General features: G+C 35.4%; 17 protein-coding genes. 2 read left to right on the top strand and 15 right to left on the bottom strand.

The genetic code is table 11. From position 1 onward, the window contains the following. Position 1: 1 nt before the first annotated feature. The 8 genes from FFM65_RS06430 to ntdP form a co-directional block, all read right to left on the bottom strand. The gene (locus FFM65_RS06430; protein WP_119318182.1) at positions 2-571 is read right to left on the bottom strand and encodes a histidine phosphatase family protein; all 570 of its coding nucleotides are present in this window, start codon (positions 569-571) and stop codon (positions 2-4) included. Positions 572-582: 11 nt separating this feature from the next. Then, positions 583-1,494, bottom strand: coding sequence for an amidohydrolase family protein (locus FFM65_RS06425; RefSeq protein WP_119318181.1), 912 nt, complete (start codon positions 1,492-1,494; stop codon positions 583-585). After that, complete coding sequence (locus FFM65_RS06420; RefSeq protein WP_119318180.1) at positions 1,485-2,126, bottom strand: SDR family oxidoreductase; 642 nt, start codon at positions 2,124-2,126, stop codon at positions 1,485-1,487. The genes FFM65_RS06425 and FFM65_RS06420 overlap by 10 nt, the downstream gene beginning before the upstream one ends. 9 nt (positions 2,127-2,135) lie before the next feature. Continuing rightward, positions 2,136-3,146 carry an aldo/keto reductase gene (locus tag FFM65_RS06415; protein WP_119318179.1) on the bottom strand — a complete coding sequence of 337 codons (1,011 nt, stop codon included), beginning with the start codon at positions 3,144-3,146 and terminating at the stop codon, positions 2,136-2,138. 17 nt (positions 3,147-3,163) lie between these two features. After that, positions 3,164-4,120 (bottom strand): aldo/keto reductase, encoded by a 957-nt coding sequence (locus FFM65_RS06410; protein ID WP_245954240.1) that lies wholly within the window; start codon positions 4,118-4,120, stop codon positions 3,164-3,166. Position 4,121: 1 nt separating this feature from the next. Then, on the bottom strand, positions 4,122-4,475 hold the full coding sequence (locus tag FFM65_RS06405; RefSeq protein ID WP_119318201.1) for a MerR family transcriptional regulator: 354 nt from the start codon (positions 4,473-4,475) through the stop codon (positions 4,122-4,124). 87 nt (positions 4,476-4,562) lie between these two features. Next, on the bottom strand, positions 4,563-5,447 hold the full coding sequence (locus FFM65_RS06400; RefSeq protein ID WP_119318178.1) for a LysR family transcriptional regulator: 885 nt from the start codon (positions 5,445-5,447) through the stop codon (positions 4,563-4,565). A 61-nt stretch (positions 5,448-5,508) separates the two neighbouring features. Beyond that, positions 5,509-6,042: a nucleoside tri-diphosphate phosphatase gene (ntdP, locus tag FFM65_RS06395; RefSeq protein ID WP_119318177.1), complete on the bottom strand. Its 534-nt coding sequence runs from the start codon at positions 6,040-6,042 to the stop codon at positions 5,509-5,511. A gap of 464 nt (positions 6,043-6,506) precedes the next feature. Between ntdP and FFM65_RS12170 the strand changes: the two genes are divergently transcribed. Beyond that, positions 6,507-6,668, top strand: coding sequence for a hypothetical protein (locus FFM65_RS12170; RefSeq protein ID WP_162897944.1), 162 nt, complete (start codon positions 6,507-6,509; stop codon positions 6,666-6,668). On the opposite strand, the gene recX is transcribed toward FFM65_RS12170, so the two are convergent. Then, complete coding sequence (gene recX / locus FFM65_RS06390) at positions 6,658-7,434, bottom strand: recombination regulator RecX (RefSeq protein ID WP_119318176.1); 777 nt, start codon at positions 7,432-7,434, stop codon at positions 6,658-6,660. The genes FFM65_RS12170 and recX overlap by 11 nt on opposite strands. A gap of 65 nt (positions 7,435-7,499) precedes the next feature. Between recX and rlmD the strand changes: the two genes are divergently transcribed. Then, a complete protein-coding gene (rlmD, locus tag FFM65_RS06385) occupies positions 7,500-8,882 on the top strand; it encodes a 23S rRNA (uracil(1939)-C(5))-methyltransferase RlmD (protein ID WP_119318175.1) in 1,383 nt (460 codons plus the stop codon). A 59-nt stretch (positions 8,883-8,941) separates the two neighbouring features. Here rlmD and trhA read toward each other — a convergent pair whose 3' ends face one another. The 6 genes from trhA to FFM65_RS06355 all read right to left on the bottom strand — a co-directional run bounded on the left by trhA (position 8,942) and on the right by FFM65_RS06355 (position 14,960). Further along, complete coding sequence (gene trhA / locus FFM65_RS06380) at positions 8,942-9,703, bottom strand: PAQR family membrane homeostasis protein TrhA (protein WP_245954239.1); 762 nt, start codon at positions 9,701-9,703, stop codon at positions 8,942-8,944. After that, positions 9,687-10,523, bottom strand: a complete 837-nt coding sequence (locus tag FFM65_RS06375; RefSeq protein WP_119318174.1) for a DegV family protein — start codon at positions 10,521-10,523, stop codon at positions 9,687-9,689. The genes trhA and FFM65_RS06375 overlap by 17 nt, the downstream gene beginning before the upstream one ends. Before the next feature lie 157 nt (positions 10,524-10,680). Next, positions 10,681-11,757, bottom strand: a complete 1,077-nt coding sequence (locus tag FFM65_RS06370; RefSeq protein WP_119318173.1) for a sensor histidine kinase — start codon at positions 11,755-11,757, stop codon at positions 10,681-10,683. Beyond that, positions 11,754-12,425, bottom strand: coding sequence for a response regulator transcription factor (locus FFM65_RS06365; protein WP_119318172.1), 672 nt, complete (start codon positions 12,423-12,425; stop codon positions 11,754-11,756). Before FFM65_RS06365 ends, FFM65_RS06370 begins: the two co-directional genes overlap by 4 nt. 115 nt (positions 12,426-12,540) lie before the next feature. Continuing rightward, positions 12,541-13,521 (bottom strand): LacI family DNA-binding transcriptional regulator, encoded by a 981-nt coding sequence (locus FFM65_RS06360; RefSeq protein WP_119318171.1) that lies wholly within the window; start codon positions 13,519-13,521, stop codon positions 12,541-12,543. 11 nt (positions 13,522-13,532) lie between these two features. Then, positions 13,533-14,960, bottom strand: coding sequence for a sucrose-6-phosphate hydrolase (locus tag FFM65_RS06355; protein WP_119318170.1), 1,428 nt, complete (start codon positions 14,958-14,960; stop codon positions 13,533-13,535). Positions 14,961-14,990 lie beyond the last annotated feature (30 nt).

The raw sequence follows: 14,990 nt of genomic DNA, 5'->3' as shown, positions 1-14,990 counted from the left end.
TTTAATCGGCTTCTATCGTTTCTTCATATTTGAAAACACCATTGTCATAAGAAAATTTCATGGCTGAACAATTTGAAATATGAATTGTATGATCTCTAGCCCACTTCAAGACGAACGAATGAATTGCACCACCATGACTAACGGCCAAAACATTTTTGGCATCAGATTGTTCCATAATTTCAGTCAAAGTTTGATTTACACGTTGTTGAACGTCATCAACCGATTCACCACCATATTGAACAAAGAAATCACCATATGAACCAATTTTTGGATTTGGCTTCGGATTCAATCTCTCACTTTCGCCCTCAAAAACACCAAAATTCCATTCTTTAAGGCCCTTTAAACGTTGATATGGTTGCTTAGTAATCAATTCCAAAGTATCACTGGCACGTTCTTGAGTTGAGGAATATGCATGATCAAAAACAATCCCCTTATCTTTAAACATTTGTCCAACTTTTTTGGCATCATCAATTCCTTGTTGTGTCAAAGGCGAATCACAAGCTCCTTGAATCTTATGCAATTGATTGAATAAAGTCTGTCCGTGGCGCATTAAGTAAAGTGTTTTAGTCATTATCTTCCTCACTATCTAATTATTTTAAGAAAATTATTGGAAAAAATATCATCCCGAGTGGTTGTTGAAATTCTCATATCATTAATAGCGTCAACAATTTGTTCAGTCGCTCCGTTAGGCATCACTGCAAAAGGCGCATCCGTTCCAAATACCATATGTTCACTACCGAAAAAGTCAATTGCTAACTCTAAGGCTTTAGGATTACCCAAGATAGCTGTATCAACATAAAATTTCTTGAAATCACGATACTCTTGATCAGTCATCGTATATTTGATTCTACCTGCAAAGAAGGGAACCATAGCTCCAGCATGATGAACAATAATTTTTAAATTAGGATATTTTTCAAAATAACCAGCCTGAACGATTTGCATCATTGCTTGAGTCAACTCGTATTCCCAACTAAAAGTAATATTGTTATCTTTTTTACTATTATCAAAGACCGGATGTAAAAATATTGGCAAGTCAACTTTACTCATTTCAATAAAGATTGGCTCATATTTCACATTGGCAATTGATTTGTCCAATGCTTGCGTAAACAATTGAATTCCAACAAATTTATCATTAGGTACTACTTGTTGCTCAATTATTTCAATTGCTTTAGAAATATTATTCATCGGTACCATAGCCACTGCTCCAACAAAAACATCTTCGTTTTCGTTTACTAATTTCAATAATTCTTCATTAGCATCCCAACACAATTGAGCAGCTTTTTTACCATCAAAATAATCCTCAGGATTCAAATTTACATTTGAAATGACTTGTTTGACATCTTTAGGGAAATCTTTACGACGAATGTTTAAATCAGTCAATGCCGGAATTTTCAAGAATGGATTTTTCTCAATAACATCTGGAAAATCACTTCTTATATTATTTAATAAATCAACTGGCAATACATGAGCAAAAGCATCAATTTTTATATCCATGCGGGTTTATCTCCATCAGTATTAGGCTTATTTAACCCAACGCTTTCTCCAATATGAGTTTGAGGATTATTGATCAATTTAATCACAAAATCTGCGATACTTTTACGAGAAACTTCCGTTCCTTTGAATGGTTCATTTTTTTGTGTTGTCTCGTAATCAATTTCATCCTTATTATCCATCCAAGCAGGACGAATCATGGTGTAATCCAAATCAGAATCTTCAATCAATTTGGCTGATTCTCTAAATCCAGGCAAAAAGCTAGCAATGGCAGTTTCATTCCATTCACCAAATTTACCAGGAACTTCATGATAAGCTCCCAACGAACTAATAAAAATCAGACGTTTTTTGTCGGCTTGATCCATAGCTTTAATAATGCTCTTAGTTTGCTCAGCTAAATCAACTCCGCCAACATTTGAATAAACTAAATCGACATCTTGCATTGCCTGCATTAATTGTTCTGTATTTAAAACATCGCCTTCAATTAGTTCTACTCGTGGATTGTCTTGGTATTGATTAAGACGAGTACTATTTCTCAAAAATAACTTCAATTCAATATCAGAATTTTTTAATAATTCATCAGTAACGATTCGAGCTGTTTGTCCGTGAGCTCCCAAAATAATAATTTTAGTCATAAATTTCTCCTAACGTGTTAAATCATTTTCATCTTTAGTAAAAGCACCAACTAGCTTATGTGGTAAATAAGGTGCTTCCATATAATCAATGTCATCTTGTGACAATTTCAGATCAATGGCAGCTACTGAACTAGCTAAATGTTTAGTATTAGTAGCACCGATGATTGGAGCAACAACTTGTTTCTTTTGTAGCAACCAAGCTAAGGCAACTTGAGCCATAGTAGCATTTTCTCTATCAGCAACTTCTTTGACCCGCTTGATAATCTCTAAATCATTTTGTTCCGAAGCATCGTACTTACTTCTAGCAGCTGCGTCAGTTTGTGAACGTTTAGTATCCGCATTCCAAGTTGGGCGTGTTAAATGACCTGAAGCTAAAGGACTATAAGGTGTCACAGCAATATTTTCATCTTCACAAAGTGGCATCATTTCGCGTTCTTCTTCACGATACAAGAGATTTAAATGATTTTGCATCGAAACAAACTCCGTCCAATTGTGTTCACGAGCGACAGCTTGGGCTTTTTCAAATTGCCAAGAATACATTGCTGAAGCACCGATATATCTAGCTTTACCAGCTTTGACAACATCATGAAGTGCTTCCATGGTTTCTTCAATCGGCGTATTGTAATCCCAACGATGAATGATATACAGATCGACGTAATCCATGTCTAATCGTTGCAAACTTTTGTCAATATTGCTCAAAATATTTTTTCTCGATAGTCCCACTTGATTAGGTTTGTCAGAATGAGAAAAGAAAACCTTTGTAGCAACGACTACTTCATCACGATTAGCATTTTTCTTCAAAGCTTTGCCTAAGAATTCTTCACTGTCGCCGTATGAATAAATATTGGCTGTATCAAAGAAATTAATCCCTAAATCTAAAGCCTTTTGAACGACTTTTTCACTTTCATCGGCATCAATTGCCCAAGGAAACATTCCTGAATCAGGTCGACCGAACCCCATCGTTCCCAAACAAATTCTTGAAACATCCAATCCTGTATTACCTAACTTTGTATACTTCAAAATATTTACTTCCTTTACTACATATTTTGTTCCCATACACGTGTTGTATTAACGGCTGTCTTATTACCCAATTCGTCTAATTTAGCAACTTCTTTAGCAGTCAATTCCACTTCACTAGCTTCTGCAGCATCTTCAATATGTTTAACCTTAGTTGCTCCAATAATTGGAATAGTATTTTTAGCAACTGCCCAAGCGGTAGGAATTTGTGCTACATCAACATTATGCTTTTGAGCAATTTCTCTCATACCATTGATTAAATCTTCCAATTTATCTAATTTGTCGTTATAAACTTGAGCACGTTCACTGCCTTCTGGGAATGGATGCTTCGTATCATATTTTCCTGACAATGCACCTTGTTCCAAAACCATGTATGAGAAGAAATTAATGTCATTTTCCTTACAATAATCAATGATTCCTGATGTTTCTGAGGTTCTGTCCAAAATACTGAAATGATTCTGTATGGCTGAAATCTTAAATCCGGCTTCATGTAAAATTTCGTCAGCACGTTTGATTTCTTCTAAGTTGTGATTAGAAACACCAATATATTTAATCTTACCTTCTTTAGCTAAGGGAATAATTTCTTTAGTCCACTTATCGACATCAGCATCGTTATGAATCCAATAAATGTCAACAAAATTAGTATTTAAACGATTAGCACTGCCATCAAACATATTCTCAACAGCCTTATCACTGCCATCAGCAATTTGTGGAGTAAATTTCGTTGATAGAATTACTTGGTCCCGATCAATTTCCTTAACGAATTTTCCTAAAATTGCTTCAGAATCACCATCGTTGTATACAGCGGCAGTGTCCCAAAGATTCAAGCCTAATTCCATTCCTTTGTTAAAAATTGGTTCTAAGTCATTGGCAGTTAAACTATTGCCAAAAACTTTATTAGCTGACTTACTTTCACCCCAAGCCCAAGTTCCTAAGGCAATTTTTGGCATTTTCAAATCTTTTTGCATTAAATTCATATTATTTCTCCTGTGATTTTTTAATTTTATATCGTAAATAATCAATTCGTTCTAGTTGCTTCTCTTGAAAATGAATCTGGTCGAGTTTATTTTGACGTTTCTTAGTTAAAAGTTGAATTATCTCATCAGAAGAGTTCTTTGTTTCTAACAACAAACGCATGTATTTTTCAATCTCATCATTTTTAAAACCCATATCGTGCAAAGCCATGATTGTACTTAGGCGTTCAATATCTTGATCATCATATTGCCACTCACCCATAACGAATTTCACAACATTACATAAACCCCAAGATTCATATTCATCGAGGATACTAACTGGAATTTGATATTTTTGGCTAACTTCTTTTTTATTCATATTTGCTCTCTCAACAAAAAATGGTTGCCCCTTTAACGGAACAACCATATTATGACGCCTATTCTTTGATATGTATAATGCTTATTTTTAATTATTAGAAATGTTTTTAAGGTATTTCTTAGTGAAATCAATGAATGTAGTAACGGTTCTAGATGTAACTTCTTCTGACTTCCAGGCTAAAACTGAACTGTACGCCAATTCTGGTTTTAATGGCACAAAGGTCACATCATCATACTTTGCTTCAAGATTCAAACAAAGTGCAATCCCCAAACCACGTTTAACTAAGATTGCTGAATTATAGAGCAGATTATAAGTTGATAAATAACTAGTAGTTTTCTTGTATTCTCCTAACCAATGATTGATTTCACTTTGCATAGCCTGACTTCGCGACATTATCAATTCTTGATTCTTTAAATCTTTTGGTTCGATATGGTCGTACTTGGCAAGTGGCGAATCATTCCTAACTAAAATGCCCCAATTTTCCTTTTGAATTAAACGAACAAAATCATATTTACCCGTATCGACTGGTTCAATAAAAATTGCCATATCTAACAAGCCTTGTTCAATGCCTAAAGTAATATCTTCGGCATTGCCGCTTTGAATATTGAAAGTTACCAAAGGATATTTCTTGTGAAAAGCGACGATAATATCGCCCAATTCGTTCATTCCTTGTAACTCCCCACTACCAATCGAAATTTCACCGCTCAATTCTGTTTGATCAGACGACAACTCACTTTTAATTTTTTCGCTGAGCTGGCGCATTTCTTGAGCACGTCTTCGCAGTAACAAACCATCTTCAGTCAAAGTGATTTGGTGGCTGTGGCGAGTGAACAATTTAGTGCCCAATTCTTCTTCTAAGTTAGCAATTTGTCGTGATAAAGTTGGTTGACTGATGTGTAATAAATTAGCTGCTCTAGTAATATTTTCCTCACGGGCAACCATTAAAAAGTAATTCAAAACTCTTAATTCCATGATTTTCTCCTTATACAAAAAAAGACTACCATTACGGCAGCCTAATCAGGATATAGCAATCCTAATGGTGTGACAGTTCCTTATATCTTTGCATCCAAAGATCAACATAAGCCTGTGAAAATGGTCCTTTGCCTTTATCGATCCAATCAATTAAAACGTCGACATTATAATGTAAAATTGTATCTATTTCAGGTGGATAATTCCACATCTTACTATGTGCGGCATATTCATCCACATCAAGTAATCTTTTCTCTCCATCCGGGAAAACTTTAACATCTAAATCGTAATCAATATATTTGATGGCCTCTTTGTCTAGGGCAAACGGTGTAGCTAGATTACAGTAATAAGATACTCCACTATCTCTTATCATAGCGATAATATTGAACCAATACTTCTTATGAAAATAGACCAGTGCGGGTTCTCTTGTTACCCAACGACGTCCATCTGCTTCTGTGACAAGAGTATTCTCATTACAACCAATAATTTCGTTTTCACTTGTCTTTAGCACCATTGTTTCACGCCAAGTACGATGTAAATGACCATCATGCTTATAACTCTGGATTGCTACGTAATCCCCTTCTCTAGGAATCTGCATAACTTACCAGCTTTCTCAAATCTAATTCTTATCCAAAAAAATTATAACAGAGCTGTGAAACGATTGAAAGATATCGTTATTATTTTTAAGATGCCGTCGTCCGTTCGGCCCTGGAAAACGCTGGAACGCTGTGGCCACAACTTGGAGCCTTTGCTAAAACCAAAACCGGGCAAAGTCTTCAAGATTGAGCTTCTACTAAGCAACAAGTTGCTAAGTAGAATTTCACGGCTGAGCATTTTTCAGGGCCTCTCTCCCGACTAGATAGATTTTTCTATCTTTATATAAATTACTTCAAAAATTAATAGAAGGTATTATTAGAACTACAGTATATTGCTATGTTTCCAGTAATATTTTCTTTTTTTATCATAATATAAAAATGATGCTGTTATAAAAGAGGCCTATGTCTAATTCTATTTAAATAGAAATTGGACATTAGTCGGGAGCGAAAATCCTGTGGTGGCTCAATGGCTAAATTTTCCTTAGCGATTTATCGCTTAGGTAAAGACCGAGTTTTGAGATTTTGCGTCTTTGGGGCCATGCAAAAGCTCAAAATCGTGTCAGCCATGTTCCAGCCAGCCACAGGATTTTTGCGGACGACGACATCCTTAACCAACCCTAATCCTTAGAATCTTCAGACAAAACTTTCTTTATCTCATCAAAGTGAAAACCTTTGGTCATCAAATACTTGATCAATTTTTCTGGCTTATCATATCTGTGTTCGACCTTTTGAACTAACTTACGTAATTTTTCTAACTCGTCGTCTTCATCTGGCTCCAATTCCAAATCCTTAAGTGCTTCTTCGATAATTTCGTTATTGTAGCCTTTTTGATAGAGGCCTTGCTTAATCTTTGTCAGCATTTGTGAAAATGAAGCCCGCTTTTGTTTACGCGCTTGTTTCTTAGCAAATTCAGTCGCATTCTCAATCAAGGTGTCTTCATCGATTTCAAACAATTTATCCTGAATTACATTGTCTGGCACGCCTTTTTGATGAAGTTTTTGCTCGATAATTTTAGGACCATTAGCCGTTGTCCGTAATTGTGTATTGATAAAACTTTTAGCATAATTTCCGTCATCTAAATAATGCAACTTTTCTAGTCTAGCAATGACATCGTCGACGGCATCACGATGATATTCTTTTTTGTAGAGGTAATCTTTGATTTCTTTTTCAGTTCGTAATTGATAGCTCAAATAATTGACCGCATCGCCATAAGCTTTATTGATATTCTCACGATCTTTGATTTCTTTGATTTGACCGTCAGTTAATTCGACTCCATTCATTAGCCGAAATTCAATCAAAGTCGTCTCTGCCACTGGAAACGCATACTGTCCATCAAGAAAGACATTGTAGCGTCCTTTTCGTTTCTGTGCTTGAATCTTCGTTACTTTTGCCACTGTTTTTTACCTCGCCATGTTATACTCATTAGTAGTTTATCTCAAAATCATTCAAAGGAAAAATAATGCATACAAATAATATTACGCAAGAATTAAAAGTCGGCGATAGATTTCCATTAACTATCAAACGTATCGGAATCAATGGTGAAGGGATTGGTTTTTTCAAACACGTTATCGTCTTCGTTCCTAAAGCAGTGCCTGAAGATGTTATTGTCTGTGAAGTTACTGATGTTCACGAACGTTTCTTAAATGGTCGTATTCACAAAATCAGACAAGCATCTCGCTTTAGAAATCCTGATACTCCAAAATTGGCTGATGAAGTTGGTGGACTAGAATTTGCCCACATCAAATACAAAGAACAACTTCACTTCAAGGCTAACATTTTGCGCGAATCACTCGACAAGTATAAGCCTTACGCTTATCAAAAATACATGATCAAACCTACTGTGGCCTCAGTCCAACAAGAAAAATACCGTAACAAAGCCCAATTCCCTATCCAAGAAATCGATGGCGAAATTCGTTGTGGCTTGTACAAAACTGGTACTCAAGAATTAGTTGATCTAGAAGAAATGCCAACTCAAATGGACTTAACGATGTCAGCGATGAGAAAAATCGTTCAAATGGTCAAAGACTTAGAAATCCCTGTTTTCAATCCAGAAAATAAATCTGGTATCTTAAGCATGATCGTTATCCGTGAATCGGTTGAATTTAACCAATTGCAAATTACTTTCATCACTCGCTCGCCTAAGTTCATCAAGGAACACCAATTGATCGAACGTATTCAAGAAGAAATTCCTGAAGTTAGTTCCATTTCTCAAAACATCAACAAAGAAGACAAAGCCGGTGTTTGGGGCGATGAAACTAAACTCTTGTGGGGTGACAAATATTTGCAAGAAGATATCAATGGTTACTTATTCAACTTCTCACCTAGAGCTTTCTTGCAACTAAATTCACTTCAAACTGACCGACTTTATGACTTAGTCAATGAAGCCTTAGAACCTAACCAACGTGACGTTCTGTTAGATGCTTACTGTGGTGTCGGTACAATCGGTATCACAATGGCTAACAAGGTAAAACACGTCTACGGTATCGAAATTATTCCTGAAGCAATTGAAGATGCTAAAGAAAATGCCAAGTTAAATGAAGTCGACAACACTGACTATTACGTTGGTTCAGCCGATGAAATTTATCCAAAGCTTTTAAAAGAAGGCAAAGAAGTTAACGCTATTGTCGTCGATCCACCAAGAACTGGACTTGATAACAAGTTATTAACAACTTTGACACGCAACCCCGTTAACAAATTAGTTTACGTATCATGTAACCCTTCAACTTTGGCAAAGGATCTAGTTCGTTTGTCCGATTCATATCGAGTTGTTTACTTGCAACCAGTTGATATGTTCCCACAAACTCCTCACGTTGAAACAGTTGTTAAATTAATCAGAAGATAAAACTAAAAAATACGTTAAGTTGAGTAAAATCTCAATTTAACGTATTTTTTTACCAAACTCTAAACCAATACGAATCCAAAGATACAAATACAATGCAAGATACTACCTACCATACACAAAATATGAAAAATTGCATGCATTCCTTCTTTTCTAGTTCCTAGTCCATAAAATAACAAACCTACTAAGTATACCAATCCACCACTTAACAAAAAAGCAACACCTGTTGGCCCCATAATGTGGAGAAAACTGCTGGAACGACTGGCCAATACAACTCCCATGACAACATACATAACTGTCGTAATACTCTTAAATCTCTTTATATTAATAGATAGTAACAAAACACCTACTACGGCTAAAATCCAAATTAGAGAATAAAATATCCATTCAGACTCATCTGCTGTTTTAGCAATTTGTCTCAAAATCAATGGTGTACCAGTCCCAGCAATAAGAATAAATATGGAACAATGGTCCAATACTCTAAATCTTTTTTTCCAATTCACGAAAGTCATTGGAGTACCATGATAAGTCGCTGAAATACCATATAAAAGGATCAACGATATACCAAAGATAACGCCACTGAGTTTTCCCAGATTAGAATACGGTGCTACAAGACTAGTTATCACGGCTCCAATGCCAATAAAAATCCCAATGATATGAGAAATAGTATTAAGTCTCTCCTCAGAATTGGTATATTTCGGCAATCCATATTTGTTTTCTTTTGCTCTGCCAAAATATTTATCAGTATAAATAAATATATACTTATTCAAAAAATCATCCATGAATTTAATCTCCCGTCTATTTTTATTAGTTATAACTGACAATTAATCCTCCTTGTTCAGCATAGTAACTACACAGACCTCTCGTTGGTAACACAAGAATCTCCGCATTATGCCAAGAGTCTAAAATGTTCTGCTTTAATGTCTTTACAAATTTAGGATTTTCACAATGGCTGATGCATACTTTCCCTCCTGCAAAACCATCTGCTTTCATCAACTGAATCAAAATCTTAATGGCCTTTTTCGAACCCCTAGTCTTATCTTTAACAACTATTTCACCTTTTTCATTTCCATAGCCGATTCCTAAAACGTTAAAGGTTTGAGCTAACAGAGCTTTGATCCTACTCAATCTTCCATTCGCTATTAAATGATTGAAAGATCTCAACATAAACAATATGTGAGTTTCTTTAAGAAATTTTTTAGCCGCAAAAACTACTTCATCAAATGACATACCTCGTTGAATCCAAGTTTCCATCTGTTCCACACAAAGTGCTAATTCAGGACCGGCAGATTTAGAATCAATAATTTCAATTTTTTTATCAGGATTTTCTTCTAGAACCATTTGTCTGGCTACCGATGCACTATTCAAACTACCGGAAAGACTGGATGATATAGTTAGTGCAATGATATTGCCAGGCTGTCTAAATTGTTCTAGCCAATCCTCAGGTGCTGGACATGAAGTCTTGCCAATATCTCCTTCATTGATTAAATTCAAAAATTTTTTCTTATTTAAGAGTTCATCATCTCGAAAAGATTCTGCTCCTATTTGGATATTAAACGGTACGCTTGAAAATTTTATATCACCTTTTTGATAATCTTTTGAAAACAAATCACAACTTGAATCAGTTACAATATTCCATTTCATTCTTTATTTCTCCTCATTACTTGAACTAACAAAGTAACTTTAACTTACTCATATTTATGAACTTGCAATTTTTTGTTAATGAAATGTTAAATTTAAAAAAAATAGACTTAGCAACCACTATTTGATTGTTAAGTCTATTTTCATAATCATTATTTATTTAATTTTCAGCATCAAGCACTACAGTAAAAGTAGCTCCTTTACCAGGTGCACTGTCAACATATATCTTTCCATTTACTAAGTCCATAATTCTTTTTACGAGTGCCAACCCTAGGCCGTTTCCTTCAGAGGCATGCGAGGTATCTCCTTGATAAAACTTTTCAAATACACGTCGGCGAGTAACACTATCCATTCCATCCCCTGAATTGTATACGCTGATTGATACCTTTCCATCGACTACTTCAGAAGTAATTCTTATTTTCCCATCTTGATTGGTGTATTTAATAGCATTTGATAACAAGTTATTCCAAACTATTTCCATTAAGGAATCATCATAATCAACTACTACATCTTCAACATCAATATCAAAATCAATATTTTTAGCTTGCCACTTATTCATGAACTCCAATGAACATTTACGCAACTGTTCGCTCAATTGATATTTCTTTTTTCCCAAAGATGACTGCTGATTCTCCAATTTGCTGAGTCGCAAAATATCAGTTACGATTTTATTCAATCTTTCTGTCGCCTTTATTATAGTGTCTATATAGTTCCCTTTTTCATTCTCAGAATATACATTATCCTTTAATGCTTTAGTATAACTTTGAATGACTGACAAAGGAGTTTTTATCTCGTGGGATGCGTTTGAAATGAAGTCGCTTTTAAGCATTTCGTTGCTATTCAAATCATCCACCATCATATTAAAATCCTTAACTAAGACATCAATTTCATTCAATTTGTTCTTTTTGGGATCGACTGGTATTTGAACACTAAAATCCCCCGCCGCAACTTTTTGAGCCGATCTTGCAATTTCTCGCAGTCTAATTCCAATTACTTGGCGCCAAACTAACCAAATGATTCCCGTCAAAATTAAACAGACAAAAACCAAATAACTCATCAATCCAATTACCATTAGACCAATGTTATTTTCAAAGGCATCAACAATTACAGCTTGTACGGCAATCAAGATAGACATAAAACCCAAAACACTCAAAATGAGTGGCCATGAAATCATCGGAGCGGTAACACGACTATCCTTTGATCTACTAAACGATATTTTCGTACTTCCTAAGCTCATTCGATCACCGCCTTGTATCCAAATCCATGAACTGTAACTATCTTAAAACTATCAATTCCAGAAAATAATTTTCGTAATTTTGTAATGTAAACATCAACTGTTCTCAAACTATTATCATCCATCATCCCTGTAAATTCCCCCATCAGATCGCTACGTGTAAAAATTTTTTTAGGATGTGACAATAATTTAAAAAGAACTGTAAATTCTCTTGGCGAGATATCGATTTCCTTGCCATCGTTGTAAACAGCCATTTCATCACGAACTAAGATTAAATTTCCGACATTTAAGCGATTTTTATTCTCAATTCGGCTTCTTCTTAATAAGGCACCTACTCTTAGGACCATTTCATCCATATCTATCGGTTTGACCATATAATCGTCGATGCCTTCGTGAAAACCTCTTTGTTTTGAACCAAAGTCGTCCAATGCTGTTATGAACAAAATTGGAATTTCACTGTCCTTCTCACGAATATCTTTAACAAAATCAAACCCATTAATTTTGGGCATCATTATATCGGAAATTATCAAAGAATACTTATTAGTATAAAACTTATCAAAAGCTTCCATCGGATCTTGATATCCTTGTACACTATATCCATTACGTAGTAAATACGTACACATAATACGGTTAAATTCCGCATCATCTTCAACAACTAAGATATTTTCCATAAGTACCTCCAAATTCGTTTCTCATTGTATCATATAAGTTTTATAAGCATTTTCAAAAAAAATAAAGTACCCTACATTCACTTATAGATAACTAAGAAATGTAAAATACTTTATTTTATAAAGTGGTTTTACCCATGATCAACTTCACTGGCAAAACATAATTTTTCTCCAACTGACAATCTGGATCATCAATCCGCTTCAACAACAAGTCGATCATCATCGTTACGATGTCAGTAATTGGCTGCATGATGGTTGTCAATTCAGGATGGTAGTTTTGGATGAAATTAGTTCCATCATAGCCAACTAAACGAATATCCGTTGGAATTTGTAAATTCAAAGCTTGAGCTTGTTGTTTAACTAACAAAGCTGTTAAGTCGTCGGTACAAAAAATACCGTCGATTTTTTTATTGGTCAATAATTCTTTAATTTTGAGACTTTTGATATTTGGCGATGAACTGAATGGCAACTCAATCAAATTATAAGATAAACCATGCTTTTCTAAGACGTCTTTAAACCCTGTCAAACGAGAATTTGTTGGACTATTAGGACGATTAGAGCCGGTAATGATTTGAGGGTTCTTACTGCCACTACTGATCAATGATTGAGCAGCTAGTTGTCCGCCTTGATAATTATCGGAACTAACAATAGGAACATTATCTGACAAGTAGCGGTCAAAGGAAATAATTGGCAGCCCGACTTTTTGGTATTCCTCAATTCCCAAATTGTGCGAACCAGCGATTATTCCGTCAACTCGATTTGCCATCAACATTCGTAAGTAATCTCTTTCTTTTTGAGCGTCATTTCCAGCGTTACAAAGAATCATTTTGAAACCTTTTTTGAACAGTTGATCTTCGATTTCTTGCACCATCTGTCCAAAGAAAGGATTGCTGACACCAGGTAAGATTACACCAATCAATTGCGTTTTCTTACCTTTGAGTGAGCGAGCTAAACTGTTGGGTTGATAGTTGAGTTCTTTCATTGCCGAGAAAACCTTTGTCTTGGTCTTCTCTGATAAAGAACCATAATTATTGATTACTCGTGAAACTGTCGTTGCTGATACCCCAGCTAGTTTTGCAATATCATCTAGTGTCGCCATAACTTATCCTCTCAATAAATCTTCTTTAACCGCTGCTTTGTGACTGGTAAGTCAGATTCCACGAAGAATTTCTTCCCTTGTGGGAAAATTCTACCGGTGAAAACTAATTCGCCATTATTGACGTACAATTCAAAAACAGTATTATCCAAATACAAGTCTAATTGTTTGATTTCTTGCGTTACTTTCGCATTTCTCGTTGTGCCAAAGTCAGTCGCAAAAGGAATTCCTGCCTTGGTGCGATCAACTAATATTTTACCATTAGGAGCATCGATAATTATTTTTATTTCTTCATCCTCTTCAGTCGTAATTTTAATGGTTCCCTCTAAACCACTGACTGCGGCTGAAATCTTTGTCTGAGGTGAAATTTCTTTTGAGTCGATAGTTGCTTCGACTAATTGATTGTTTTCCACTACTGGTTGTTGATAAAGTCGTCCCCCCACAAGTTTTAGTTCCTTAACTAAGCTATAACAATGTGCCCAGCCTTCGACATCACTTGGATAAGTCGTATCTGGCAATCCAACCCAACTAATCGATAAAACCCGGCCATCAGGAGCATTGAATGCTTGAGTAGCATAAATATCGAAACCTTCGTCCAAATTTTTGATAGTTGAAGAATTGATGAATTCAAATTTATCCCAGTCAAAACTTTCTCCGACCACATAGGTATTGGGATAAATATTTTGATGTTTCAAAACAGTTTGAGAAATTCCTTGCGGACAAAAAATCAAAACTGGTTTGTCATCGATAAAGACTAAATTAGGACATTCAATCATGTAACCCATTGGTTCATCAGTAAACTTCAATTCCGTCTTGTATAACCAAGGACCAGTGACTCTGGGTGCTTGATAAACTAAAACGTGTCCGGTATCATCTTTTTTTCTAGCACCAATCAAGCAATAATACTGACCGTCATGTTCAATAATTTGGGGATCACGAAAGTGGTCAGTAAAACCTGCTTTAACTTGGTCGATCAATGGCGTGGTAATTTTTTGTAAATGATTATCTTTGTCCAACCAGGCGCCGTTTTGTTTGGGATGTCTGACCCATTCTTTATCCCTAACATTCCCGGTATACATTAAAAATAATTTGTCATCGACGACGATTCCGGAACCAGAATAGGCACCGTGACTGTCTTGAGCATCCCCAGGCAACAATATTGGTCCATGATCTTGCCAATTGACCAGATCTTTAGAAGTTAAATGGGTCCAATTTTTCAAACCATGCACGGGACCAAAGGGAAATGACTGATAAAACAAATGCCATTGATTATTGAAATAAGAAAAACCATTGGGATCGTTCATTAGTCCAGTACTAGGTTGAAGATGATAACCTAAGCGCCAATGAGAATTAGCGATGTTTTTTTTGATGTCAGCGATTTGTTCTGCTGGCCAATCCTTATATGGTAAGTATCTTAATTTTGTCGTCCATTCTGTAATCATTGTACTAACTCGACTTTCCTTGATTGATTA

The organism is Companilactobacillus formosensis (genome assembly GCF_005405305.1).
Classification (GTDB): domain Bacteria; phylum Bacillota; class Bacilli; order Lactobacillales; family Lactobacillaceae; genus Companilactobacillus; species Companilactobacillus formosensis.
Note: the sequence above shows the minus strand (reverse complement) of the source record. Positions and strands in the feature narration are given on the sequence as shown.